This is a genomic window from Kribbella alba (assembly GCF_039529635.1).
Taxonomy (GTDB): domain Bacteria; phylum Actinomycetota; class Actinomycetes; order Propionibacteriales; family Kribbellaceae; genus Kribbella; species Kribbella alba.
Window position 1 is genome coordinate 61,848 of record NZ_BAAANE010000013.1, and the last position, 25,674, is coordinate 87,521.

24 protein-coding genes are annotated in these 25,674 nt (G+C 68.9%); 13 read left to right on the forward strand and 11 right to left on the reverse strand.

Going from position 1 to position 25,674, the window contains the following annotated elements; genetic code table 11:
- Positions 1-27: 27 nt before the first annotated feature.
- From ABD210_RS30145 to ABD210_RS30160, 4 genes are all read right to left on the reverse strand, one after another.
- The gene (locus ABD210_RS30145; RefSeq protein WP_344116124.1) at positions 28-1,713 is read right to left on the reverse strand and encodes a Mur ligase family protein; all 1,686 of its coding nucleotides are present in this window, start codon (positions 1,711-1,713) and stop codon (positions 28-30) included.
- A complete protein-coding gene (gene fabI / locus ABD210_RS30150) occupies positions 1,713-2,483 on the reverse strand; it encodes an enoyl-ACP reductase FabI (protein WP_425552766.1) in 771 nt (256 codons plus the stop codon). The genes ABD210_RS30145 and fabI overlap by 1 nt, the downstream gene beginning before the upstream one ends.
- 44 nt (positions 2,484-2,527) lie before the next feature.
- Positions 2,528-3,232 (reverse strand): 3-oxoacyl-[acyl-carrier-protein] reductase, encoded by a 705-nt coding sequence (gene fabG / locus ABD210_RS30155; protein WP_344116125.1) that lies wholly within the window; start codon positions 3,230-3,232, stop codon positions 2,528-2,530.
- A 132-nt stretch (positions 3,233-3,364) separates the two neighbouring features.
- Entirely contained in the window at positions 3,365-3,577 is a 213-nt protein-coding gene (locus ABD210_RS30160; RefSeq protein ID WP_344116126.1) for a dodecin, read from the reverse strand.
- A 73-nt stretch (positions 3,578-3,650) separates the two neighbouring features.
- Between ABD210_RS30160 and ABD210_RS30165 the strand changes: the two genes are divergently transcribed.
- Positions 3,651-3,974 (forward strand): DUF3099 domain-containing protein, encoded by a 324-nt coding sequence (locus tag ABD210_RS30165; protein WP_344116127.1) that lies wholly within the window; start codon positions 3,651-3,653, stop codon positions 3,972-3,974.
- A 210-nt stretch (positions 3,975-4,184) separates the two neighbouring features.
- Positions 4,185-4,388 carry a hypothetical protein gene (locus ABD210_RS30170; RefSeq protein WP_344116129.1) on the forward strand — a complete coding sequence of 68 codons (204 nt, stop codon included), beginning with the start codon at positions 4,185-4,187 and terminating at the stop codon, positions 4,386-4,388.
- Between the two features lie 57 nt (positions 4,389-4,445).
- Here the strand turns inward: ABD210_RS30170 and moaA are convergent, their stop codons facing one another.
- The gene (moaA, locus tag ABD210_RS30175; RefSeq protein WP_344116130.1) at positions 4,446-5,462 is read right to left on the reverse strand and encodes a GTP 3',8-cyclase MoaA; all 1,017 of its coding nucleotides are present in this window, start codon (positions 5,460-5,462) and stop codon (positions 4,446-4,448) included.
- Positions 5,463-5,520: 58 nt separating this feature from the next.
- Between moaA and ABD210_RS30180 the strand changes: the two genes are divergently transcribed.
- The 4 genes from ABD210_RS30180 to ABD210_RS30195 all read left to right on the forward strand — a co-directional run bounded on the left by ABD210_RS30180 (position 5,521) and on the right by ABD210_RS30195 (position 10,362).
- On the forward strand, positions 5,521-6,387 hold the full coding sequence (locus tag ABD210_RS30180) for an SURF1 family cytochrome oxidase biogenesis protein (RefSeq protein ID WP_344116132.1): 867 nt from the start codon (positions 5,521-5,523) through the stop codon (positions 6,385-6,387).
- The gene (locus tag ABD210_RS30185; protein WP_344116133.1) at positions 6,293-8,110 is read left to right on the forward strand and encodes a glycoside hydrolase family 15 protein; all 1,818 of its coding nucleotides are present in this window, start codon (positions 6,293-6,295) and stop codon (positions 8,108-8,110) included. The genes ABD210_RS30180 and ABD210_RS30185 overlap by 95 nt, the downstream gene beginning before the upstream one ends.
- A 65-nt stretch (positions 8,111-8,175) precedes the next feature.
- A complete protein-coding gene (locus ABD210_RS30190; RefSeq protein WP_344116135.1) occupies positions 8,176-8,931 on the forward strand; it encodes an SDR family oxidoreductase in 756 nt (251 codons plus the stop codon).
- Positions 8,932-8,997: 66 nt separating this feature from the next.
- Positions 8,998-10,362, forward strand: a complete 1,365-nt coding sequence (locus tag ABD210_RS30195; protein ID WP_344116137.1) for a neutral zinc metallopeptidase — start codon at positions 8,998-9,000, stop codon at positions 10,360-10,362.
- A 2-nt stretch (positions 10,363-10,364) separates the two neighbouring features.
- Here ABD210_RS30195 and ligD read toward each other — a convergent pair whose 3' ends face one another.
- Complete coding sequence (ligD, locus tag ABD210_RS30200) at positions 10,365-11,423, reverse strand: non-homologous end-joining DNA ligase (protein ID WP_344116138.1); 1,059 nt, start codon at positions 11,421-11,423, stop codon at positions 10,365-10,367.
- A 162-nt stretch (positions 11,424-11,585) separates the two neighbouring features.
- Between ligD and ABD210_RS30205 the strand changes: the two genes are divergently transcribed.
- From ABD210_RS30205 to msrB, 5 genes are all read left to right on the forward strand, one after another.
- Complete coding sequence (locus ABD210_RS30205) at positions 11,586-13,181, forward strand: M4 family metallopeptidase (protein ID WP_344116139.1); 1,596 nt, start codon at positions 11,586-11,588, stop codon at positions 13,179-13,181.
- A gap of 108 nt (positions 13,182-13,289) precedes the next feature.
- Entirely contained in the window at positions 13,290-15,011 is a 1,722-nt protein-coding gene (locus ABD210_RS30210; protein WP_344116141.1) for an NAD(P)/FAD-dependent oxidoreductase, read from the forward strand.
- Entirely contained in the window at positions 15,004-16,398 is a 1,395-nt protein-coding gene (locus ABD210_RS30215) for an adenylate/guanylate cyclase domain-containing protein (protein ID WP_344116142.1), read from the forward strand. The genes ABD210_RS30210 and ABD210_RS30215 overlap by 8 nt, the downstream gene beginning before the upstream one ends.
- 82 nt (positions 16,399-16,480) lie before the next feature.
- Positions 16,481-18,871 carry a lamin tail domain-containing protein gene (locus tag ABD210_RS30220; protein WP_344116143.1) on the forward strand — a complete coding sequence of 797 codons (2,391 nt, stop codon included), beginning with the start codon at positions 16,481-16,483 and terminating at the stop codon, positions 18,869-18,871.
- Between the two features lie 112 nt (positions 18,872-18,983).
- Entirely contained in the window at positions 18,984-19,406 is a 423-nt protein-coding gene (msrB, locus tag ABD210_RS30225) for a peptide-methionine (R)-S-oxide reductase MsrB (RefSeq protein WP_344116144.1), read from the forward strand.
- A gap of 15 nt (positions 19,407-19,421) precedes the next feature.
- Here the strand turns inward: msrB and ABD210_RS30230 are convergent, their stop codons facing one another.
- The 5 genes from ABD210_RS30230 to hemE all read right to left on the reverse strand — a co-directional run bounded on the left by ABD210_RS30230 (position 19,422) and on the right by hemE (position 23,615).
- A complete protein-coding gene (locus ABD210_RS30230) occupies positions 19,422-19,760 on the reverse strand; it encodes a hypothetical protein (protein WP_344116146.1) in 339 nt (112 codons plus the stop codon).
- Between the two features lie 111 nt (positions 19,761-19,871).
- Positions 19,872-20,249 carry a VOC family protein gene (locus tag ABD210_RS30235; RefSeq protein ID WP_344116148.1) on the reverse strand — a complete coding sequence of 126 codons (378 nt, stop codon included), beginning with the start codon at positions 20,247-20,249 and terminating at the stop codon, positions 19,872-19,874.
- Between the two features lie 4 nt (positions 20,250-20,253).
- Positions 20,254-20,988: a hydrogen peroxide-dependent heme synthase gene (hemQ, locus tag ABD210_RS30240; RefSeq protein WP_425552767.1), complete on the reverse strand. Its 735-nt coding sequence runs from the start codon at positions 20,986-20,988 to the stop codon at positions 20,254-20,256.
- On the reverse strand, positions 20,985-22,445 hold the full coding sequence (gene hemG, locus ABD210_RS30245) for a protoporphyrinogen oxidase (protein WP_344116150.1): 1,461 nt from the start codon (positions 22,443-22,445) through the stop codon (positions 20,985-20,987). Before hemG ends, hemQ begins: the two co-directional genes overlap by 4 nt.
- 84 nt (positions 22,446-22,529) lie before the next feature.
- The gene (gene hemE / locus ABD210_RS30250; RefSeq protein ID WP_344116151.1) at positions 22,530-23,615 is read right to left on the reverse strand and encodes a uroporphyrinogen decarboxylase; all 1,086 of its coding nucleotides are present in this window, start codon (positions 23,613-23,615) and stop codon (positions 22,530-22,532) included.
- An 83-nt stretch (positions 23,616-23,698) separates the two neighbouring features.
- Here hemE and ABD210_RS30255 point away from each other — a divergent pair, with 83 nt between their 5' ends.
- On the forward strand, positions 23,699-24,301 hold the full coding sequence (locus ABD210_RS30255) for a DUF3000 domain-containing protein (protein ID WP_344116152.1): 603 nt from the start codon (positions 23,699-23,701) through the stop codon (positions 24,299-24,301).
- Positions 24,298-25,566, forward strand: coding sequence for an HRDC domain-containing protein (locus ABD210_RS30260; protein WP_344116154.1), 1,269 nt, complete (start codon positions 24,298-24,300; stop codon positions 25,564-25,566). Before ABD210_RS30255 ends, ABD210_RS30260 begins: the two co-directional genes overlap by 4 nt.
- Positions 25,567-25,674 lie beyond the last annotated feature (108 nt).

The window sequence follows — 25,674 nt, forward strand, 5'->3', positions numbered from 1 at the left end:
CGGCGCGGCGTCCGAACCCGGCCCGGGTCAGTGCTTTGCTCGTTCGACCTTGCTCTTCAAGGTCTCCGGGTTATCGACGGTAGCCCCCTCGGACCGCAACCAGGCGTCAAGACTCGCCCGATCCTGCAGAGACATGATCGCCACCACATCCCCGGCCTTCGCTTCCGCGACCAGTGCCTGCGCCGCCTCGAGCTCGGTCGGGAAGGACGGTACGTCGTCGACGCCGACCGAGCTGGTCCCTTCCCGGAACACGGCTTCGAGCTCTTCCCGCGGCCTTCCGCGCAGGTAGTCGCCCTTGTGCCCGATCACCACGCGATCAGCGCCCCGGGCCCCGATCGCGCCCATCGCGGAGACCATGTCGTCGGCCCGGTCGCCCGGGGATCCGAGCGCGAGCAGCAACCGGCTGCCCGGCTCGCGGACCCCGTTCATGATCTCCAGCAGCGCCTCGAGCCCGGCCTCGTTGTGGGCGAGGTCGATCACCACGGTGAAGTCGCGCACGGAGTACATGTTCATCCGGCCCGGGTTGTTCTCCCCCGGCGTGAACGTGCTCAGCCCTTCGATCACCGCGGCCCGGGGCAGGCCCAGGCCGAGAGCGGCCGAGGTCGCCGCGAGAGCGTTCTCCACGTTGTAGTGGGACAGGCCGGACAGCGTCATCGGCACGTCCACGATGTTCATCAGCGGCTCGGCGTCACTGGAACTGTCGAGCACTGTGATGAACCCGTCGAGAACGGTGGTCGCGCGACCGCCTTCGTCCAGCACGGTCCGGATCGACGGCGAGTCGGGATCGCGGGAGAACACCCAGCACTTGGCCGGCGAACCGAGCCGCATCGCGAACGTCCGCGGGTCGTCGCCGTTCACCACACACCAGCCGCGCGGCCTGGTGATCTTGGTGACGACGGCCTTCACCTCGGCCAACTGGTCGACCGTGTCGATGCCGCCGAGACCGAGGTGGTCCGCGGTGACGTTGGTGACCACGGAGACGTCGTTGTAGGCGACCCCGATGCCGCGCCGGAGGATGCCACCGCGCGCGGTCTCGGTGACCGCGAGCTGGACTCCGGGCTGGGACAACACCTGGCCGGCGCCACTCGGGCCCGAGAAGTCGCCGTACTCGACGAGTTCGCCGTCGAAGTACACGCCGTCGGTGCTGGACCAGCCGACGTGCAGCCCGGCGGCGCGCCCGATGTGCGCGATCATCCGGGAAGTCGTGGTCTTGCCGTTCGTCCCGGTGACAGCAACCACCGGGACCTTCGGCCGCAGCGTCGGCGGCGGGTCGCCGGCCGGTTCGCTGCGGACCCGATCACCGACCGCGTGGACCAACTCGGGCAGGTCCTCGGAGCCGAACGCATCGACGACCTCGACGATCGCCAGGCCGAGCGCTCGCGCCCGCCCTTCGTGCGCCCACGGGAACGCCACGACCAGCCGGTGCACATCGGTCTCGGACCGGACCCGTACGCCGATCCGCCCGATCCCCGCCTCGCGCGCGATCCGCCGGACGATGTGCCCGACCACGCGGACCGCGAACCGTTGCCGGAAGCCGGAACCGATGGCGCCCGGCCGAGTGGCGCCGAGCCCCAAGGCCGACCCATAGGCCTTCGCCTGCGCAGCCGGTGCGTCGATCAAGGCGGTCAGGTCGAGGGTGAGCTTGACGGCCGCACGGCTGAAATAGAGGTTCGCCCCGTCCAGAACGCGCAGCTCGACCAAAGAACTGGACACTAGGCACCCATCGCGTGGTAGCCGCCGTCCACGTGGACGATCTCGCCGGTGGTGGAAGGAAAGAAGTCGCTGAGCAGGCCGACGATGGTCTTGCCGGTCGGCTCGAGGTCGGACGGGTCCCAGCCCAGCGGCGCCCGGTCCAGCCACGGCTCCTCGAACTTCTCGAAGCCCGGGATCGCCTTCGCCGCAAGCGTCTTCAGCGGACCGGCCGAGACGAGGTTGCACCGGATCCCCTGCGCGCCGAGATCACGCGCGAGGTACCGCGAGGTCGACTCAAGCGCCGCCTTCGCCACGCCCATCCAGTCATACCCCGGCCAGGCCACGGTCGCGTCGAACGTCAGCCCGACGATGCTGCCACCACGGCTCATCAACGGGGCACACGCCACCGCCAGCGCCTTCAGCGAGTACGCCGAAACATGCACCGCCCGCGACACGTCGTCCCACGGACCCTCCAGGAACTTGCCGCCCAGGATCGTCTCGGGGTTGCCGTAGGCAATCGAGTGCACGACCCCGTCCAGCCCGTCGACGTGCTCGCGGACCGCGTCCGGCAGCCCGGCCAGATGGTCTGCATCGGTGACGTCCAGCTCGAGCACGGCCGGTTCCACCGGCAGCCGTTTGGCGATCCGTCTGGTGATGCTCAACGCGCGGCCGAAGTTCGAGATCAGCACGGTGGCGCCTTGTTCCTGCGCCACCTTGGCCGTGGCGAAGCCGATCGAGGAGTCGAGCGTGACGCCCGCGACCAGGATGCGCTTGCCGTCGAGGATGCCCACGGGCAGTGCCCTTTCTAGATGAAGTCGTGCTGGGGAATGAGGGCCTAGTGGCCCATGCCGATGCCGCCGTCGACCGGGATCACCGCGCCGGTGATGTAGCCGGCCTCCTCCGAGGAGACCCAGCGCACCACCTTGGCGATCTCCTCGGTCAGGCCGAACCGGCCGAGCGGGATCTGGCTCAGGTACTGCTTCTGGGTCTCCTCCGGCAGCACCGCGGTCATGTCGGTCTCGACGAACCCCGGCGCGACGACGTTGCTGGTGATGCCCCGGCTGCCGAGCTCACGCGCCATCGACCGGGCCATGCCGATCAGGCCCGCCTTGCTGGCGGCGTAGTTCACCTGGCCGGGCGAGCCGAGCAGACCCACCACGGAGGAGATGAAGACGATCCGGCCCTTGCGCATCCGAAGCATGCCCTTGGCGGCGCGCTTGGCGACCCGGAAGGAGCCGGTCAGGTTGGTGTCGATGACCGCGTCCCAGTCCTCGTCCGACATCCGGAGCAGCAACGTGTCGCGGGTGATGCCGGCGTTCGCGACCAGCACCTCGACCGGACCGTGCTCGGCCTGGATCGTGTCGAACGCGGCCTCGACCTGCTCGGCGTCGGTGACGTCGCACTTCACGCCGAGGAAACCCTCGGGCGGCTCACCGCTGCGGTAGGTGACGGCGACCTGGTCCCCCGCCTCCTTGAAGGCGGTGGCGATGGCCAGGCCGATGCCCCTGTTGCCGCCGGTGACGAGTACCGATCTAGCCACGAATGCATCTCCTCACTCAAGGGAACGGCGCCCTTGGAAGGCGCTGCCGCACGAACGGTATCGCCCGCACCCGCCCGTACTGCGAACCGGGCGGGCCAGGGCGCTTGTGAGTACCGGGTCAGGCGGTTGTGGTCAGGAGTCCTCGAGCCGGAAGCCGACCTTGAGGCCGACCTGGTAGTGGTCGATCGCGTTGTCGACGATGTGGCCGCGGACCTCGGTCACCTCGAACCAGTCCAGGTGCCGAAGCGTCTCGCCGGCTCGGGTGATCCCATTGCTGATCGCCTGCTCGATGCCCTCCTTGGACGTGCCCACGATCTCGGTCACCCGGTAGGTGCGGTCTGTCATCGGAGTTCCCCTTCGCCTGGGTGCGCCGCCGCTGCCGGTTCGGCGTACCGTTGGGTCTTGGTGAGGAGGATAGATGTCGCGACGCCGTGAGCGGGGCCACGAGACCGTCATTTCGGTGACGAGTGCTCAGCCCAGTCGGTCCGAGGATCTGGACAGCAGGATCGTCCGCTACGCGTGGATGATGTCGCTGCGGGTCGTCTGCTTCGTGCTCGCCTTCCTGACCCCGTCGCCATGGCGATGGCTGTTCGTCGTCGGGGCGGTTTTCCTGCCGCTCGCCGCGGTGGTGCTGGCGAACGCGCTGCGGACCACGAAGGTGTCCAGCCCGGTCCCTTTCATCGCGCCGGCCCGCCCCGAGTTGCGGCCCCGGCCGGATACCGATCTCGACACCGAAAAGTGATCTGCGTCGGGACTGGATTCTCACAACGGATCCGTGTCAGAATCTCCCGCGTGCTCTGAAGTTCACAGTTGGAATTCAGAGACTTGATGCGGCGTCGGACGGCTCCCCCCGTGGCTGTCCGACGTCGCTTCATTTTCTCCAGGCTATTGGTAATTGAGCGATCAGGAACAATTGCCTGCACTGTCAGGAATAGCTCCAGGAGACCCTTCGATGACCGATGAAGTGCTGCCGTCCGTCTGCTCTGCAAGAGGATGCGGCAAGCCGGCCCGGTGGGCCTTGCTGTGGAACAACCCCAAGATCCACACGCCCGACCGGCGTAAGACCTGGCTCGCTTGTGATGAGCACAAGGAGAGCCTCTCCGACTTCCTCGCGCGACGTTCTTTCCTGCGCGAGGTCGAACCATTCACGGGCTGAAAGTCGGCTTCGGTGCGGCGTTACAGCTGAAAAAGTAAATTTCCGGTTCAGAAATCCTCAGCCACCGATGGCAGACATCGGCCGGGCAGGTTGCAGGAAGCTCGGATCGGCGATCCCATGGCCGGGAAGTTTTCCACGCAGGGCGCGCCGCCACCGGTCTGCGAGTTCCGCGTCGTCGGCACCTGCCCGCAGCGGCGTTCGCAGGTCCGACTCGGTCCGGGCGAAGAGGCAATCGCGGACCTGGCCGTCGGCGGTCAGGCGGACCCGGTCGCAGTCCCCGCAGAACGGTCGGGTCACCGAGGCGATGATCCCGACGGTCTGCCGACCGCCCCGGACCGTGAACGATTCCGCGGGAGCACTGCCCCGGGTCGCCGCGTCGACCGGTGCGAGGCCGAAACGCTCACCGAGCCGGCCGAGGATCTCGTCGGCGGTGATCATCGTGTCCCGGTTCCAGCCATGCTGAGCGTCGAGCGGCATCTGCTCGATGAATCGGAGCTCGTACTGGTGGTCCAGGCAGAACTGCAGCAGCTCGGCCGCCTGGTCGTCGTTCACCCCGCGCATCAGGACGGCGTTCACCTTCACCGGAGTCAGTCCGGCGTTGTGGGCCGCTTCGAGTCCGGCCAGCACGTCCTTGAGCCGGTCCCGGCGGGTCAGCTGCTGGAAGGTATCCACGCGGACCGTGTCGAGGCTCACGTTCACCCGGTCTAGTCCAGCCTGACGCAGCGCCTCCGCCTGCCTGCCGAGTCCGATGCCGTTGGTGGTCAGGGACACCTGCGGCCGAGGACGCAGTTGCGAAGTACGGGCGACGATGTCGACGATGCCTCGCCGTAGCAGCGGTTCGCCGCCGGTGAAGCGGATCTCGTCGACGCCGAGGTGCGTGACCGCGACCGTGACGAGGCGGACCACCTCGTCATCGGTGAGCAACTCGGGCTTGGCGAGCCAGTCGAGACCTTCCTCTGGCATGCAGTACGTGCAGCGCAGATTGCACCGATCTGTCAGCGACACCCGGAGATCGGTGGCAACCCGGCCGTAGTTGTCGGCCAGGCCGAGCTGCGTCGTACTGGGCCTCTTCATCCCACCAGCGTACGTGGGTGGCGGCGGAACGTTTCAGTCGATGGCTTAAGTTCGGACTGTGCCTCGTGCTTCACACCGCTTGCTGAACCCCCGCTGGATCGTCACCGCGCTGGTGATACTGCTCCTTGCCGGGGTCTGCGTGGAGCTCGGCCGCTGGCAGTTGCACCGGCTGGACGAGCGCAAGGTCCGCAACGGCGTCACCCGCACCAATCTGGCCGCTCCGGCGGCACCACTGGCCGACATCGTCGGTCCACAGCGCGTGGTCGGCGACCAGCATGACTGGCGGACCGCCGTCGTCACCGGCCGGTACGACGCGACCAAGCAGGTGGTGATCCGCTACCGGAACGTACAGGACCGTCCTGGCTTCGAGATAGTCACGCCGCTGATCCTTGCGGACGGCACCGGAATCTTGGTCGATCGCGGCTTCCTGGCGCGGCAAGGTGCTGAACTGGCGCCTCTCAGCGTGCCGGCCGCACCGAGCGGCGAGGTCACCGTGACCGGCCGGCTGCGTCGCAGTGAGCAGGGCGGCCACACGAGCGGCGGTAAGCCGACGGATGGCACCGCGCGACTCATCAACGGACCCGAGTTCTCCTCGGCCCTCGGCCTCAGCCTGTACGACGGGTATCTGACGGTGGATCGCCAGCAGCCCGTGGCTGATCCCGCGTTCGGCGGTTTCCCCGGTCCGGAGATCGATGACGGGCCACACTTCTTCTACGCGCTGCAGTGGTTCTTCTTCGCGCTGCTCGCCATCGGTGGTTTGGTGTACTTCTCCAGACAGGACGTTCAGGGTGACAAACCAAAGGAAGGCCTCGCCCCGGGCGGCGCGGCCGGTGAACCCGACCCGGAACCGGTCCCTGCCGGATCGGCGGATCGAGGACTACGCACTGATCGGGGACACCCAGACGGCGGCCCTGGTCTCGACTGACGGCTCGATCGACTGGCTCTGCTTCCCCCGCTTCGACTCCCCTGCCTGCTTCGCCGCCCTGCTCGGCACCGACGACCACGGCCACTGGCGGCTCCGGCCCCGCGATGCCGGGGCCAAGTGCAGCCGGCACTACCGCGGCGACACGCTCGTCCTGGAGACCGAATGGTCCACCCCGAGCGGCTCGGTGCGGGTGCTCGACTTCATGCCGCCCCGCGATGCCGCCCCCGACGTCGTGCGGATCGTCGAGGGCATCCGCGGCACGGTGGCGATGCGGTCCGAGTTACGGCTGCGGTTCGACTACGGGCACGTGGTGCCGTGGGTGCAGCAGGCCGACGGGCAGATCATCGCGGTCGCCGGGCCGGACGCGGTGTCGCTGCGCAGTGACGTGCACCAGTACGGCCGGGACTTCGCGACGTACGCGGACTTCGAGATCGGCGAGGGCGATCGCGCCTGGTTCGTGCTGACCTGGCACCCATCGCACCAGCGGCCGCCCGCACCGGTCGACGCACTCGCCGCACTGGGCCCGACCGAGAGCTACTGGACCGACTGGATCGGCCACAGCAAGAACCGCGACGACATGCCCGCCGAGGTGACCCGGTCGCTGCTCACCTTGAAGGCGCTCACCTACTCGCCGTCGGGTGGGATCGTCGCCGCAGCGACCACCTCGGTGCCGGAACACATCGGCGGCGAGCGCAACTGGGACTACCGCTTCTGCTGGTTGCGCGACGCAACGATGACGCTGGCGGCATTGCTACGCTCCGGCTTCACCGAGGAAGCGCACGCCTGGCGCAACTGGTTGCTCCGCGCCATCGCCGGATCACCCGCCGACCTGCAGATCATGTACGGCGTGACGGGCGAGCGGCGGTTGCGCGAGTTCGAGGCCGACTGGTTGCCGGGCTTCGGTGGCTCGACGCCGGTGCGGATCGGCAACGCGGCCGCGGACCAGTTGCAGATCGACGTGTTCGGCGAGGTGATGGACGTGCTTGCCCTCGCCCGGGAGAGCTCGATCGGGCCGAGTGACGAAGCCTGGTCCGTCCAGCGTGCGCTGATGAAACACCTGACCGACGTGTGGCACCTCCCCGATGAAGGCATCTGGGAGGTCCGCGGCGGTCGTCAGCAGTTCACCTACTCCAAGGTGATGGCGTGGGTGGCCTTCGACCGGGCGGCCCGGGCCGTCGAGCGGTACGGGATGGGTGGTCCGGCCAAGCTGTGGCGCTCGACCGCGGACGAGATCCGCCGGCAGGTGTGCGCCGAGGCCTTCGACGCCGAGCGGAACACGTTCACCCAGGCCTACGGGAGCAAGGCACTGGACGCGTCGGTGCTGCTCATCCCCCAGGTCGGATTCCTGCCGGCCCACGATCCCCGCGTGGTCGGAACGGTCGAGGCGGTCCACCGGGAACTCGCCCCCGACGGGTTCGTCCGGCGCTACCTCACCGAGCACGTCGACGACGGACTGCCGGACAACGAGGGCGCCTTCTTGATCTGCTCCTTCTGGCTGGCCGACTCGCTCGCGATGATCGGCCGGGTCGGCGAGTCCCGGAAGCTCTACAACAAGCTGGTTGCCCTGCGCAACGACGTGGGACTGCTCGCGGAGGAGTACGACCCGGTCAGGAAGCGGATGCTGGGCAACTTCCCGCAGGCCTTCTCGCACCTGGGCATGGTCAACACCGCCTATCACCTCGACGCCACCGAATACACCCCGCTCCGGCCGTCCGCCTACTGAGATATCCGCCGGTCCGCCCAGCGTACCGGGCAGCGAGCGGTCGTCCGGTGCGGCAGGATGTCACCGTGGACCTCGGACTTCGCGATCGCACCTACATCATCACCGGCGCCAGCCGCGGACTCGGTTTCGCCACCGCGAAAGTGCTCGCCGACGAAGGCGCCCGGCTGGTGATCTCCAGCCGGAACGAGGAGTCGATCACCCGCGCCGCCAAACAGCTCGGCGATCAGGTCGTCGGCATCCCGGTCGACAACGCCGATCCCGAGAGCGCGGAGCGGCTGGCCGCCACCGCGATCGCCAAATGGGGTTCGCTGCACGGCGCCCTGATCAGCGTCGGTGGGCCACGGCCCGGGACAGCCCTCGACACCGACGAGGAGGACTGGCGCGCGGCCTTCGACAGCGTGTTCCTTGGTGGTCTGCGGATCGCCCGCGCGGTGGCCAGGGCCGGCTCGGACGGCACCTCGATCGCGTTCGTGCTCTCGTCGTCGGTGAAGTCCCCGATCCCCGGGCTGGCCATCTCGAACGGCCTGCGGCCCGGTCTCGCCATGGTCGCGAAGACTCTGGCCGACGAACTGGGCCCGAACGGCGTCCGCGTCAACGGCCTGCTACCGGGCCGGATCGCCACCGACCGGCTGAAGGAGCTCGACGGCAAGGGCGGGGATCCCGAAGCCGCCCGCCGTGCCTCCGAGAAGACCATCCCGCTGCGCCGTTACGGCAGCCCGGAGGAATTCGGCCGGGTGGCCGCGTTCGTGCTCTCCCCGGTCGCCTCGTACATCAGCGGCGCGATGATCCCGATCGACGGCGGCGTGCTCCGCACGCTGTGAGCAGCTGAGGTTCAGTAGCCGCGATCGGGGTACCTCTGCGCGAGCGTCAGCGGACAGAGGAGAGCCATGCGGGACGGGACACCGGATCGGATAGCCCAGGGCAGCGCACGCCCATGGCTGCTCTTGGTCGTCGTCGCAGCCCTGATCGCAGTCATCGCCGTGATCGCGATCCGCCGCCCTGACCGGCAGCAGCCGGCGACCGAGCTGTCGATCGGGCGCGCGGCGATGGACCCCATCCAGGTCGCAAACGCCGCCGAGCAGAGCGTGGTCACCTACTGGACCCACGAGCTGCCGTCCGTCTATGGCAAGGAGTACAAGCCGCTGGCCGGCGGATTCCAGCCGAAGACGCCGAGCAGCCCGCCGTTCGAGTGCGGTGGCCAGCGCCAGACCTACGACGACCTGCGCGGCAACGCCTTCTACTGCCCTGCCAACGACTTCATCGCCTATGACGCCGCCGACCTCTTTCCGAGGCTGAGCCGGCAGTTCGGCGCGATCTCGCCGGCCATCGTGCTCGCCCACGAGATGGGCCACGCGATCCAGGCCCGGGCCGGAGTACAGGCCCCCTCCGTCGTGATGGAACTGCAGGCCGACTGTTTCGCGGGCTCCTGGACGAAGTACGCCGAGACTTCGAAGGACGACGCTGTCGCGCTGGCCGACGGTGCTCTGGACAGTGCGACAGCGGCCATCCTGACCCTGCGGGACCAGCCCGGGAATGCTGCGACGGCACCGCAGGCGCACGGGCTCGGCTTCGACCGGGTGAATGCCTTCCAGACCGGCTACGACCAGGGCGCCGGGAGCTGCGCGGGGTTCCCACAGCAGGGCGTGGTCACCACGGAGCTCCCGTTCCGGACGACCGCCGAGCTTCAGTCCGGCGGCAACCTGCCGCTGGACCAGACCGTGCAAGTGCTCTCGACGACGCTCGACGGCTTCTGGACGGCGGCGTTGCCGCAGGTGGCCGCCGGCAAGCATTTCGCGAAGCCCACCGAGACGCCAGTGGAGTCCGGGAACCTGCCGGACTGCCCGGGTCACCAGGAAACCGCCGGCCTCTCGGAGTACTGCTCCACGACAAGAACCGTCGTCTGGCTGGTGCCGGCCGTGGCCGAGCTCCACCGGCGGATCGGCGACATGGCAACCGGCACAGTGCTCAGTGACGCCTGGGCCGAAGCGGCCCAGGAGCAGGCGGCCTTCCCGACCGCGGGTCAGCAGGCCGGCCTGCAGCGGGACTGCTTCACCGGTGCCTGGCTCGCCTCCCTCGCCGGGAACAACCTGGCGACCTCGCCGCTGTCGCCCGGAGACCTCGACGAGGCGCTGGAAACCGTCGTCTTCACCAGCTTCACGCAGGGCGGCCAACGCCTGGACCGCGGCGGTGCGTTCGCCCGGACGCAGTCTCTACGCACCGGCGTCTTGAACGGCCTCGCTTCCTGCAGCTGACCTCAGTCCCTGGGGCGGTCGCGGTCCTTCGACGGCTGAACGCGCTTGGGCTCGCCGGGCATCTTCGGGTACTCCGGTGGGTAGGGCATGTCGCCCTCGCCGAAGTCGCGTTCATGCTTGGCGGACAACTCCAGCAGCGACTCCAGCGAGAACGCCTTCTCCCCCACGGCAGCGTGCAGGTCGCCGACCTCGGCGAACCGCGCCGGCATGGTGAGTACGTCGAAGTCGTCCGGCACGACGTCCTCCACCTCCTCCCACCGCAGCGGCGCCGACACCCTCGCCCGCGCGTTCGGCCGCACGGAGTACGCCGAGGCGATCGTGCGGTCCCGAGCCATCTGGTTGTAGTCGATGAAGACCCGCTCGCCGCGTTCTTCCTTCCACCAGTTCACCGTCACCTGCTCGGGCATCCGCCGGGACAGCTCCCGCCCGACCGCGATCACCGCGCGGCGCGCCTCGACGAACGACCACCGCGGCTCGATCGGCACGTACACATGCAATCCACGGCCGCCCGAGGTCTTCGGGAACCCCTCCAGGCCATGCTCAGCAAGCAACTCGCGCAGCACCGGGGCCACCACGGCCGCACTCTTGAAGTCGGTGCCTGGCTGCGGGTCGAGGTCGATCCTCAGCTGGTCGGGCGATTCCAGCTCGGGGCGGCGCACCGGCCAGGGGTGGAAGGTGAGGGTGCCGAGGTTGACCGCCCAGGCGACCACCGCGAGCTCGGTCGGACACACCTCGTCGGCAGTCCGGCCGCTCGGGAAGGTGATGGTGGCGGTCTCGACCCAGTCAGGGGCGCCCTTGGCCACCCGCTTCTGGTAGAACGCGTCGCCCTTGTTGTCCATCCGGGTGGACAGCTTCGCGCCCTCGAACCAGCCGCCGGGCCAGCGCTCGAGCGTGGTCGGCCGGTCCCGGAGCGCGCCCAGGATGCCGTCGCCGACCGCCACGAAGTAGTTCACGATGTCGAGCTTGGTCAGCCCGCGGTCCGCGAAGTACGGCTTGTCCGGGTTGCTCACCCGGACCGTCCGCCCCGCGATCTCCAGCTCGATTGCCTTGGTCGCCGCCATGTCGGCGACGCTACCGCCCGCCTCGGACCAAAACCGCCGCCAGCGCGCGGAAAGGCAAGTTTTCTCGACCCCTGGCCACCCTAGGTGACCGAGCGGTAACGTGCCTCCACCTCGTTCCTTGGGCGTGAGGCCCCCGGGACACCCTTTTGAAGGAGCGCGAGGATGAACAAATCCGCCCTGCTCGCCGCTGCCACCGCAGTGGCGACCGCAACCGCCCTCGGGCTGACCGGAGCTCCAACAGCCACCGGCGCCCCCACGGCAGCCCCCGGCCCGACGCCCGCCGCAGCGGTCGCCCGGGCCAAGGCCGCGATCGCCGACAACCTGGGCACGCTCAGAGCCACCGGCGCCGACGCGTTCGCAGTACGGGACGTCATCGTCGACAAGGACGGCTCGAGCCATGTCCGGATGGACCGCAGCATCGGAGGGCTGCAGGTGCTCGGTGGTGACGTCGTCGTGCACCAGGCCAAGGACGGCGCCTGGAAGGGCGCCAGCCTGACCCTGAACCGGTCGGCGAACATCGGGCGCACCCCCAAGCTGAGCATCGTCACCGCGACCACCAAGGCTCTTGCCAAGGGCTACAAGGCCGAGGGCAAGCCGTCCCTGGTGATCGAGGCCCGCAAGGGCGCGCCGCGGCTCGCGTACCTGGTCACCACCGTCGGCACCCAGGCCGACGGGACCCCGAGCAACATCACGACCACGATCGACGCGCTCACCGGCGCCAAACTGGTCAGCGAGCAGCACATCGAGACCGTGACCGGCGACGGCAAGAGCCTGTACTCCGGGACCGTGCCGCTCGACACCACCGCGGCGACGGGTGGCTTCAACCTGACGGACGGGGTTCGCGGCGGCGGAACCACTCTCGACGCGCAGAACAAGACCGACTCGGTCCTGTGCCAGGTCTTCGGCGCCGGTTGTCCGGTGGCGGTCAAGTTCACCGACGCGGACAACCACTGGGGCTCCGGCGCCAACAGCGACCGCGCCACGGCCGCCGTCGACGCGCACTACGGCGCGGCGACCACGTTCGACTACTACAAGAACACCCACGGCCGGAACGGCATCTTCAACAACGGCAAGGGCGTCCCGAGCAGGGTCCACTACGGCACCAACTATGTGAACGCCTTCTGGGACGGCAAGAAGATGACCTACGGCGACGGCGACAACGTCGTCGCGGGCCCGCTGGTGTCGATCGACGTGGCCGGCCACGAGATGTCCCATGGCGTCACCCAGGCGACGGCGAACCTGACGTACTCCGGTGAGTCCGGCGGCCTGAACGAGGCGACCAGCGACATCTTCGGCACCATGGTCGAGTTCTACTCGAACAAGGCCGCCGACCCGGGCGACTACTACATCGGCGAGGAGATCATGAAGGACCGCCCGGCGCTGCGGTACATGGACAAGCCGAGCAAGGACGGCAACTCCGTCGACTGCTACTCCTCCGGCGTTGGCAACCTGGACGTGCACTACTCGTCCGGGGTCGCGAACCACTTCGTCTACCTGGCCTCCGAGGGCAGCGGCGCCAAGACCATCGGCGGCCTGCCGCACGACTCGCCGACCTGCAACGGCTCGACCGTGACCGGCATCGGCCACGACAAGGTCGGCAAGATCTGGTACCGCGCGCTGACCACCTACATGACCACCGGCACCACCTACGCGCAGGCCCGGACCGCGACCCTGAACGCGGCCACCGACCTGTACGGCGCGAGCAGCGTCGAGCGCGCGGCGGTGGCGTCGGCCTGGTCCGCGGTGAGTGTGAACTAGTTTCGGGCCGTTCAGATCGCCGGGGCCTGTCCCACTGGGGCGGACAGGGCCCGGCGATCAAAGCGGATGATGTGTTGCCCGGTCCCCGTGCCGGACTTACTGTCAAGCATGGGTGGGGAACCCGACGGACGGCCGAGCCTCCGGGCGGCACGGCCACTCCTCCTGGTGGTCGACGCCGATCCGGAACGTCTGGACCGGCTCGAGAACGAGCTGGAGCGTAGTTTCGGGGTCGACTTCAGAGTCCGCGGCGAGCTCACCGCGGCCGATGCGCTGCGGTGCCTGCAGCTCGCACGCGATCTCGGGCAGCGGGTCGCGGTGGTCTTGGTCGACCGTGCGCTGGCGGCTGACGAGCGGTCCGAGATCCTCGGCAGGGCCCGTGTCCTGCATCCGGACGCCCGGCGCGCGTTGCTGATCGAATGGGGCGCCTGGGCGGATCGCGACACTGCCGCAGCGATCCTGTCCGCGATGTCCGTCGGCGACATCAACTACTACGTCCTGAAGCCGTGGACCGCGCGCGACGAACTGTTCCACCGGACGGTGGCGGAGTTCGTGCAGGAGTGGTCCCGCAACGAGACCGCCAACCTCCGCGAAGTCGTGGTCGTCGCCGACGAACGCTCGAGCCGAGCCCACGCGATCAGCAGTCTGCTCGCGCGCAACGGCATCCCCAGCGCGTTCCGGCGGAGTGGCTCGCCGGAAGCGAACGCAGTACTGCATGAGATCCACGAACCCGACCCGGGTGCCGGAGTGCTGGTGTGGATGCCGGCAGTCGGCGGCACCATTCTGCACGACCCGAGCGATGCCGAGGTCGCCGAGGCATGGGGCGTCCACACGACTCTGACCGACGGCCTGCGGTCGTTCGACGTACTGGTGATCGGTGCTGGTCCCGCCGGTCTGGCCGCAGCCGTGTATGCCTCCTCAGAAGGCCTCCAGACGCTCGTAGTCGAACGCGAGGCGATCGGCGGTCAGGCAGGTACCAGCTCGCTGATCAGGAACTACCTCGGCTTCTCACGCGGAATCACCGGGGCGGATCTGGCCCAGCGCGGCTATCAGCAGGCCTGGGTCTTCGGCGCTCATTTCGTTCTGATGCGCCAGGTCAACCGGCTGGAGCAGAAGGCCGGAGGCTTCCGCGCGGAGATCAGCGACATCGGCGAGGTGACCGCCAGGGCTGTCGTGCTGGCGACCGGAGTCGCTTACCGCAGACTCGGCGTACCCGCACTGGAGGCGCTCACCAGCTCAGGCGTGTACTACGGCGCCAGCGTCTCCGAGGCCCACGGGCTGACGGACCGCGACGCGTGCGTCGTGGGCGGCGGCAACTCGGCGGGGCAGGCAGTGCTGCACCTTGGCCGCTACTGCCGCCGAGTGACTCTGGTGATCCGCGGCAAGGACCTCACCGCAAGCATGTCGCAGTACCTCATCGATGCGATCGACGCGGCGGCCAACGTGGTGGTGCGGACCTCGAGCGAGATCGTCGGCGGAGGCGGCGACGGTCGCCTGCAGAGCATCGTGCTGCGGGATCGGCAGACCGGCCGGGAGGAATCGCTGGCCGTCGACGGACTGTTCGTGATGATCGGCGCGGAACCCGGCACCGGCTGGCTGCCGGGAGAGGTCGGGCGGGACGACCATGGCTTCGTGCTCGCCGGTTCGGATGCGGCCCGCGATCCGCGGTGGGACCGATCGCGTCCTCCGCAGCCTTATGAGTCGACTGTTCCCGGCCTGTTCGCCGTCGGGGACGTTCGGTGCGGGTCGGTCAAACGCGTCGCCTCCGCGGTCGGTGAAGGGTCTGTGGTCGTGTCGCAGATCCACGAGCACCTCAAGATCACCAATGCTTGAGCACCGCTTCATCTACTCCCCGGCGATGCTGGTCGCCACCATGGTCGCCCTGGTGCTGCCGTTGGCCGGCCTCGCGCTGCTCATCCGCGAACCACAGTTGGACGTTCATTGGGAACACCACCCGTCCCATTTCTGGCTCGTGCTGGCCACAGCCGCTCTCAGCGCAGTACTGGCTCACGGCACCGGAGCAGCAGCTCTGCAGCGGGGAGATCCGCGGGTGCTGATGGTTGCGCTCGCCTTCCTGTCGTGCGCCAGCTTCCTCGGGCTGCACGCGCTGGCGACGCCCGGCGTACTGCTCGACACACCGAACGTCGGCTTTGTGCTCGCGACTCCGGTCGGCATCGCGATCGGCTCGATCTTCGCCCTGCTGTCCAGCCTCCAACTGTCTGGCAGTCGTCTGCCAGAGGCGATGCGCTGGGGTCGCTGGTTGCGCGCCGGGTTGCTGGCGCTGATGGTGCTGTGGGCGATCGCCTCCATCTCTCGGTTACCGCCGCTGCACAGCACCAAGGTCCCCGAGAGCGCCGACGGAATCCTCACCGCACTAGCCGTGCCCGCCGTGGTGCTGTACGCCGTGGCCGCCGCGCGCTACCTGCGGCTGTGGAGGAAACGACCGTCGCTGATGTTGCTGTCGATGATCGCGGCCTTCGCGCTGCTCGCGGAAGCGATGGTGGCACTCGTCTTCTCCCGCAACTGGGCTCTGTCCTGGTGGGAGTGGCATGCGCTGCTGCTGGTCGCCTTCTGCCTGGTGATGGGAGGTGTCCGGATCCAGTGGCACGAGGAGCGCTTCGCCGACCTGTACCTCGCCGACACCGTCTCCGGCCGGCGCGAGCTGAGCGTGTTGTTCGCCGACCTGCAAGGGTTCACCACCTTCTCGGAGAACCACGAGCCGGGCGAGATCACGGCAATGCTGAACACGTACTTCGAGGTCGCGGTCCCGCCGGTGGTCCGCCGGCACGGTGGCGATGTGGACCGGATCATCGGTGACGCGTTGATGGTCACCTTCAACAAGCGAGGCGATCAGCCCGACCACGCCGCCCGGGCGGCGGCCGCAGGACTGGCACTGCAGGAGGCGACGGCCGTCGTGCAGGCGGCACATCCCGACTGGCCGCGGTTCCGGGTCGGCATCAACAGCGGCATCGCCTCGGTCAGCCTGCTCGGCACCGAGGGCGGCCGGACCCACACCGTCATCGGTGACACCGTGAACGTCGCCTCCCGGATCGAAGGCAAGGCGCCCGGCGGCGGGGTCGCGATCGGTCCGGGCACCAAGGCGCTGTTGCCCGGAGCCGTGACCGAGTCGCTGGGTCTGCTCCAACTCAAGGGCAAGGCCGAACCACTCGAGGTCTACCACCTGCTGTCTTTGGAGTCTCACCGCGTGTCCGGCGAATGATCACCCCTGCTGTTCGGCCTGCTACTGGGTGTTCACGTGTTGGGCCTTGGCCACGCCTGGCGCGGGTGTGAGAATCCGGCTCATGTCTGCCCAGAACCGATCACGGCGCCGCCTGGGCGCCCTCGTGATCACCTCCAGTCTCGTTGTGTCCGGCGCCGCCGTGATCGCGGCCGCACCGGCACTCGCGGCCTCGTCCACCGTGGTCATCACCGAGGTGTACGGCGGTGGCGGCAACTCCGGCGCCTCCTACACGAACGACTTCATCGAGCTGACGAACCTCAGCGACTCACCGGTCGACCTGAGCGGCTGGTCGATCCAATACGCGTCCGCCGCGGGAACCTCCTGGACGAACAAGATCAGTCTGGCCGGCAGCATCGCCCCGGGCGGGGTCTACCTCGCCCAGGGCGCGTCCGGGGGCGCCAACGGCCAACCGATGCCGACCCCCGATGCGACCGGCAGCGTGAACCTGGCCGCAGCCTCCGGCAAGGTCGCGCTGGTCACCTCGACCACCAGCCTCACCTGTACTACGGGCTGCGCCACGGCCGCAGGCGTGGTCGACTTCGTCGGCTACGGCGCCGCGAACGACTTCGAGACGAGCGCTGCCCCGGGCATCTCCAACACCACCTCCGCCACTCGTAAGGACCCGACCAAGGACGCGGACAACAACGGGACCGAGTTCGAGGCGGTCAACCCGTCGCCCAAGACGCTGACCACCGCTCCCCCGCCGGTGCCGCCGCTGGACGCCAAGATCCACGACATCCAGGGCGCCGCGCACCTGTCGCCGCTGGCCGGCAAGCTCGTCGGCAACGTGACCGGCGTGGTCACCGCGAAGAGCGGCAACGGCTTCTGGTTCCAGGACCCGCAGCCCGACGACAACCCGGCCACCAGCGAAGGCGTTTTCGTCTTCACCAGCTCGGCGCCGACCGTGGCCGTCGGTGACGCCGTGACCGTCGAGGGCACGGTCGCCGAGTTCCGCCCCGGCGGCTCGGGCGGCACCGACAACCTGACGACCACGGAACTCACCAACCCGAAGATCACCGTCACCGGCACCGCGCCGGTGCCGGCCGCGACGATCGTCGGCCCCGGCGGCCGCGTTCCGCCGTCGACCGTGATCGACGACGACTCCACCGGCGATGTCGAGACCACCGGCACCTTCGAGCCTGCCACCGACGGCCTGGACTTCTGGGAGTCGCTGGAAGGTATGTGGCTCGGGATCGACCAGCCCGAGGTGACCGGCCCGACCAGCTCCTTCCGTGAACTCTCCGTCGTACCGGCCGGGTCCTCGGTGCGGACCGTGCGCGGCGGCATCCTGATCCAGAAGACCGACAGCAACCCCGAGCGGGTGCTGCTGGACGACCTGCTGGCCCCCGTTCCCGACGCCAAGACCGGGGACAAGCTGGCCGGTACCGTGACCGGCGTACTGGACTACGGGTTCGGCAACTTCAAGTTCCTCGTCACGCAGACGCCGACCGTCGTCGACGGTGGGGTCCAGCGGGAGAAGACCACGTCCTCCAATCTGCTGCAGGTCTCGGTCGCGACGTTCAACGTGGAGAACCTGGACGTGTCCGACGGTGAAGCCAAGTTCGACGGTCTGGCCCAGGCGGTGGTGAACAACCTCGCCTCACCAGACATCCTCGGCCTGGAGGAAGTGCAGGACAATGACGGCGCAGTGAACTCAGGTACCACTGCCGCTGACCTCACCCTGAACACCCTGGCCGCGGCGATCGAGAAGGCGGGCGGCCCGAAGTACGCGTGGCGCCAGATCGATCCGGTCAACAACGCCGAGGGCGGCGAGCCGGGCGGCAACATCCGGGTGGCGTTCATGTACCGCACGGACCGGCCGGTGAAGTTCGTCGAACGCGCCGGTGGCGGTTCCACCACGCCGACCACGATCGTCACCGACAAGCACGGCAAGCCGCAGCTGAGCTCGTCCCCGGGCCGGATCGACCCCGCGAACCCCGCCTGGGCAGCCACCCGCGTGCCGCTGGCCGGGGAGTTCACCTGGCTCGGCCAGAGCCTGTTCGTGGTGGTCAACCACTTCAGCTCCAAGGGCGGCGACGACCCGCTCTGGGGCCGCACCCAGCCGCCGGTCCAGAGCTCGGCGCCGAAGCGGCACCAGCAGGCAGAGTCGGTCCGCGGGTTCGTCGACCAGATCCTGGCCAAGGACCTGGGCGCCAACGTGGTCGTGCTCGGTGACCTCAACGACTTCGACTTCTCCGAGACCACGGACATCCTGGTCGGCTCCGGCAAGACCGCGCTGATCGACCTGCCGCGGACCCTGCCGTTGCCGCAGCGCTACAGCTACGTGTTCGAGGGGAACAGCCAGATCCTGGATCAGATGCTGGTCTCGAAGAACCTGCAGCCGGCCTCGCAGTACGACATCGTGCACATGAACGCCGAGTTCCCCGACCAGATCAGCGACCACGATCCGCAGGTCGCCCGGGTGGTGCCACTGCCGTCCTGGGTCAGGTGATGACGGGAGTCTTACGGCAACCGCCCCGGACGGGGTTCTGCTTGCCCGACCGCCGATAATGGTGAGGAGCCGGAGTCCCTCGGGAATCCGGCTCCTCGACTTAGGAGGTCCCATGACAGACAGCAGCACCCGGCAGTACGCAGTACAGAAGTCCGATGACCAGTGGCGGGCCCAGCTGTCGCCGGCGGAGTTCCAGGTGCTCCGCAAGGCGGGCACCGAGCGTCCTTTCACCGGTGAATACACCGACACCAAGACCGTCGGCGTCTACCGGTGCCGGGCGTGTGACGCGGAGTTGTTCCGCAGCGAGACCAAGTTCGACTCGCACTGCGGCTGGCCGTCGTTCTTCGCGCCGCTGGCGGAGGACCGGGTGGAGTACATCGAGGACACCGATCTCGGCATGAAGCGGGTCGAGGTCCGCTGCTCGAACTGCGGCTCGCACCTGGGACATGTCTTCGAGGGCGAGGGCTACGGCACTCCCACCGATCTGCGTTACTGCATCAATTCAGTGAGCCTGACGCTGACCCCGGCAGAGTAGGCCGGGGCCTGCAGGTCACCGCTTGGCTTCGTCTCGGGCGCTCTGCGTGGCATTGCCCGCATCGTCCGAGGCGGCATCGCCCAGTGCCCGCAGGAGAACCTTGGGATCCTCGTCCTCGAATCCCTCGATGATCTCCACGGCCACCCCGGTCGGCACGAACTCGTCCGTGTCGGGCACGTAGAAGCCCTCCAGACGCTCGACCAGAACCACCAGGTCCGGATCCTCGCCGGCATCAACCGCATCGGCGGTCCTGTCCAGCGCGGTCGACCCGTCGCTGCTGCCCTTGTCTTCCTTATCGCGCCGCGACTCCGCCTTGCCTCGCAGGAATCTCGAGAACGCATCTCGTAATGCCATGGTGGGAATCCTTCTCCTGGTATCCGGGAACAGGCTTGCACCTCTTCCACCCAGAGTTGTTTCCCACCGACGGCCAGACATCCCGCAAATGGATGGAACGCGGGCCCGAATTCAGATCGGCGTGGCGACGGCGACCGGGTTGCCGTCGGGGTCCGCGACGTAGGCCTGGCGTTCCCCCCAGGGCATGTTCGCCGGCTCCTGGAGAACCTTGTAGCCGGCTTCGCGGAACGTCTCCACCTGAGTTTCGACGTCGTCGACGTACACGAAGAGTTCGAAGCGCGGGGCCGTGCCGACGGTGATGCCGAGCTGCGCCTCCGGCCAACTGGAGTCGGCGATGCCCAGCGACGACTCGCCACGCTCCAGGCCGACGTAGTGCGGGTCACCTTCCAACGGGAACTGGTAGACGGACTCGTAGCCGAGCAGGGCGTAGAAGTCGACCGATCGGCGCGCGTTGCTGACGTACAGCACCGGGAAGGCCTTGCGCTCCATCAGGTCAGGCCAGGTTGGCGACCAGCTCGCCGAGCTCGGTCCGCTTGCCTGTGTAGAAGGGGATCTCCTCGCGCACGTGACGCCGCGCCGTCGACGCACGCAGGTCGCGCATCAGGTCCACCATCCGGTGCAGCTCGTCCGCCTCGAAGGCGAGCATCCACTCGTAGTCGCCGAGCGCGAACGAAGCCACCGTGTTGGCCCGTACGTCGGGGTAGCTGCGCGCCATCTTGCCGTGCTCGGCCAGCATGAACCGCCGCTCCTCGTCGGGCAGCAGGTACCACTCGTAAGAGCGCACGAACGGGTAGACGCACACATAAGCGCGCGGCTCCTCGTCGGCGAGGAACGCCGGGATGTGGCTCTTGTTGAACTCGGCCGGGCGGTGCAGCGCGAACTGGGACCAGACCGGCGCAAGGTAGCGGCCCAGCCGTGAGCGCCGCAGCGCGTGGTACGCCTTCTGCAGCGCGTCCGACGTCGGCGCGTGCCACCAGATCATGAAGTCGGCGTCCGCGCGGAACCCCTCGACGTCGTACCAGCCGCGGATCACCACGTCATCGGCAGCGAGCTTCGCGACCAGCTCGGCCAGCTCAGCGGCCAGCTCATCCCGGTCCGCGTCACCGAGCGGCGACTGCACCTTGAACACAGACCACAGGGTGTAGCGGATCACGTTGTTGAGCTCGCGCGCCTTCGGCTTGGCGGGCTGGCTGCTGTCGGGCTGCGCTGCTGCTGGCGTCTCGGTCACTTTGCCATTGTCGCCAATGCGTCCAGATGCGTCTGCACCCGGGTTGCCGCCTTGCCCGCCGAGGCGACGCAGGCTGCAATACCAACACCCCTGTACGCCGCGCCGCAGACCGCTAGCCCGGCTTGCTCCCCTACGGCCGCCTCCACGCGGTCCACCCGCTCCAGGTGGCCAACCGCGTACTGCGGGAGCCCGCCGCCCCAGCGTGTCACCAGCGACCCGACCACGGGCGCTTCCAGGCCTACAGCCGTGCGCAGATCCGCAGCAGCCAGCGCAGCGAGCTCCTCGTCGGACCGCTGCAACACGTACTCCTCGCCAAGCCGACCGACCGAGCACCGCAGTACTGCGAGGTCTCCCCCGGCCTCTGCGGACCACTGCCACTTGGCGTGCGAGTAGGTCGACGCCTTGATGGTGCGGCCTTCCACGGACGGAACCAGGAAGCCGGACCCCGTGGCGGCGGCCGGCCAGTCCTTCTTGCGCACGGCCAGGGTGACGATCGCCATGCTCGCGTACTCGACAGTCGCCAGTTCGGTCGAAGCAGCGGGGACCAGCTCGGCCAGCATCCGTGACGCTGGTGACGCCGGCACAGCGACGATCACGGCATCAGCCTGCACGAGCTGTGGCGCCGGCGCCGGCCCCGTCTCCAGCTCGTAGCCGGCGTGGTTCCGGCTGATCCGCCGTACCGTCGCCGACCGGCGGATTTCCACCCCACGCCGGGTCAGGTCCTCCTCGAGCGCGGTGATCAGGCGGTTGACGCCGCCGCGGATCCCGGCGAAGACCGGAGTGCCAGGCGTGTTGCGGCGCTGGCCGATCTCCCGCAGCTCGGCGGTTGCCGCCAGCAGACTCGGGGCGGTCCTCAGCTTGGCGAACAGCTCGGGCACGGCCGCGGCCAACGAGATCTCTTCCGCCCGGCCCGCGTAGACGCCGCCGAGCAAGGGATCGATCAACCGGTTCGTGACCGCGGGACCCATCCGGTCGGCGACGAAACGTCCGATCGCGACGTCGTCGGTCAACGCGGGCTCGGGAAGCTCGGGTTCGTGCGCGACCTGTTCGGCCGCTTCCTCGCCGAGCACGTCGACCGTCGCAGCCGCGTCGGTCGGCACCCCCATCACGGTCGGCGGAATGGCCCGGATCCGATCTCCGATCCAGAGTCCGGCCGAGGTCGTTGCCGGATGCACCAAGTCGTCATCGAGCCCGACCGCGCGGATCAGGTCCACTGCCTCGGGACGGCGAGCCAGGACGGACTCCGCGCCGAGATCAACCGGAATGCCCTCGAGCTCAGCTCCGGCCAGCTTCCCGCCGAGCCGCGGCGAAGCCTCCAGCACGGTGATCCGCGGTGGATTGGGCCCGCTCGCCAGCGCGTACGCCGCGGCCAGCCCGCTGATCCCACCACCGACCACGGCAACCTGCCGACGAGAGACGGAGGAAGCGCTCTCTCCCGTTCCCAAGCCGCTTCCCACCGGGGCTACCTCCTGGTCTCGATGCTGCTCCGGCACCATCTTCACTCCGGCCCCGAAGACGTCAGCCGCTGAAGCTCCGCACCCTCAGGCACGGGTGGACTTCGCGTGCACTGCCTGGACCACCTGGAGAAGCACCTCCGGGTCGGTGTTCGGAGGGACGCCATGCCCCAGGTTGAAGATGTGCCCCGGCGCCGCCTTGCCCTCGGCGAGGATGCGGTCGAGCTGGGGTTCGATGGCACTCCAGCCCGCGAAGAGCAGTGCCGGGTCGAGGTTTCCCTGGACCGGCTTGGGCGACGACCCGTCCGCGGTGATCCGGCGTACCGCCTCGTCCAGCGGCACCCGCCAGTCGACGCCGACGACATCCGCGCCGGCCGCGCTCATCAGGCCGAGGAGCTCACCCGTGTTCACCCCGAAGTGCAGCCTGGGCACGCCGTACGACTCCAACGCCGCGAACACCTTCGCCGAGTGCGGCTGGACGAACTCGGCGTAGTCGCGCGGGGAGAGCGCTCCCGCCCACGAGTCGAAGAGCTGGATCGCCGATGCCCCCGCCTCGATCTGGACCGACAGATAGGCGATGGCGACATCCGCGAGCCGATCGGCCAGAGCGTGCCAGAGAGCGGGATCTCCGTGCATCATCGCCTTGGTCTTCGCGTAGTCCTTGCTCGGTCCGCCCTCGACCAGGTAAGACGCCACCGTGAACGGCGCCCCGGCGAACCCGATCAGCGGGGTCCCGCCGAGCTGGGACACCAACTGCTTGACCGAGTCCGTCACATACGACACGTCGGCCGGCGTCACCGGTCGGACCGGACCGAGATCGGCCGCCGATCGCACCGGTGTCGCGACCACCGGGCCGACACCGGGCTTGATCTCGAGGTCCACCCCGACGGCTTTCAGCGGCAGCACGATGTCGGAGAAGAAGATCGCCGCGTCGACGCCGTAACGGCGTACCGGCTGCAGCGTTATCTCCACGACGAGGTCGGGTCGCATGCAGGACTCGAGCATCGTGGTGCCCTCGCGGATCGCCCTGTACTCCGGGAGCGAGCGACCCGCCTGGCGCATGAACCAGACCGGGGTGTGCGGCACCGGTTCACCGCGGGCGGCCAGCAGGAAGGCGGACTCCGACAGAGCATCGGTAGCGGTCGGTGATTGGGAGGTTTGCGTCACGGGCACATGACCCATGATCCCACGCCCGGAAGCGGTCACCGGCGCGTCGGCACCGGCGTCTGTGAGTAATCAGTCGTAGGCTGCCAAGCATGGGTGCCCGCAAGCAGGTCGACGCGCCACCCGCGGAGTTCGCCGAGGCACTCACGCAGTTGCGCGGTGCACGGTTCCGGCCCGAGGTTTTCGTCGAGGAGATGCCCGCACCGCAGCGGATCGCACCGCATGCGGCCGCGGTCAGCGCCGACGTGACGGTCGACGGTGACGATGTCGCCACCGGCCGTCTGGTCGTTCTCTACGATCCGGCCGGGAACGACGCCTGGCAGTCGACCTTCCGCTGTGTCGCGTACGTGCGCGCTGCCGTCGAACCGGAGATGGTGACCGACGCGCTGCTCGGTGGCGTGGGCTGGACCTGGCTGATGGAGGCTTTGACCGACCGGGGCGCGGACTTCTTGGCGCCGAGCGGTACCGTCACCCGGGTGGTATCCGAAAGTTTCGGCGGGATGGCCGATGACGAGGCGACGGCGGAGATCGAGATCCGTGCGTCCTGGAGTCCTGTCCCCGGACCGGGCGGGATGGTCGACGTGACCCAGCACGCCGAGGCCTGGGGTGAGGTGCTGTGCACCGCGGCGGGTCTTCCGCCGGTTCCGCCGGGGGTGGTGGCGATGCCGACCCGGCGCGGTCAGCGGGGCCGATGAGCCCGGCCGAGACCCAGCAGCAGCCGCCCGTCCCGGACGACCCGACCGAGAACCTGCCACTGCTCGAACTGCGCGACGGACTCTCCGACGTCGTGGAGACTCCCCCTGCGCTGAGCGAGGTCGTCGAAGCCTTCCGTAGCGGTACCGGCCCTGTCGCGGTCGACGCGGAACGAGCCTCCGGCTATCGGTACTCCCACCGCGCCTACCTGGTGCAACTGCGCCGGGAGGGATCCGGCTCGGCGCTGATCGACCCGATCCCGTTCGGTGACCTGTCCGCCCTCGGCGACGCGATCGTCGACACGGAGTGGATCATCCACGCGGCCAACCAGGACCTGCCCTGCCTCGCCGAGGTCGGCATGGTCCCTCGCGCCGTCTTCGACACCGAACTCGCCGGCCGCCTGCTCGGCTACCCGAAGGTCGGTCTCGCCTCGCTGGTCAGCGAAGTACTCGGCTACAAGATGCGCAAGGAGCACTCGGCAGCGGACTGGTCGACCCGGCCGTTGCCCGGGCCCTGGCTGATCTACGCGGCTCTCGATGTCGAGATGCTGATCGAGCTGCGCAACGCGATCGAGGCCGAGCTCCGCCGCGAGGGCAAGTGGGAATGGGCCGAGCAGGAGTTCGCCGCGATCCTGGCCGCTCCCCCGCGCGAACCCAAGCCGGACCCGTGGCGTCGTACTTCAGGCATGCACCGCGTGCGCAACCGCCGCAGCCTCGCGGTGGTCCGCGCGCTGTGGGAGGCACGCGACCAGATCGCCGCCGCCGCCGACATCTCGCCCGGCCGGATCCTCCCCGATGCGGCCATCGTCGAGGCGGCGGCCGCGATGCCGCCCGACCGCGACACCCTCCAGCGACTCACCGCCTTCAAGGGCCGCGGCGCCCACCGGCACATGCGCACCTGGTGGGAGGCGATCGACCACGCCCGCCGCCTGCCCGACACCGAACTCCCCAAACAAGGCCCCCGGTACGACGGGCCGCCGCCGGCACGAGCCTGGGCGGACCGCGATCCCGACGCGGCGGCCAGGTTGTCAGCGGCCAGGTCAGGCGTCAGCGAGATCGCCGAGGCCCACCGCGTACCGACGGAGAACCTGCTCTCCCCCGACACGATCAGGCGCCTCGCCTGGACCCCACCGCCAGACGCCGACCTCAGCGCGGTCACCACGTTCCTGCGCGACCACAACGCCCGCGAATGGCAGATCGCCCTCACCGCCGAGGTCCTCACCGAGGCCCTCGCCACCGAAGCCCCACCCACCGAACCCCTCGACTGACCCACCCGGGTACGTCGCCAGCCCTCGGCGTCGCCGCTCCTTCGTCGCCGTGCGACCGACGGCCCAGGTGGTCGGCGCAGAGACCATGCAGGGGTCCTCGGCCGGGTC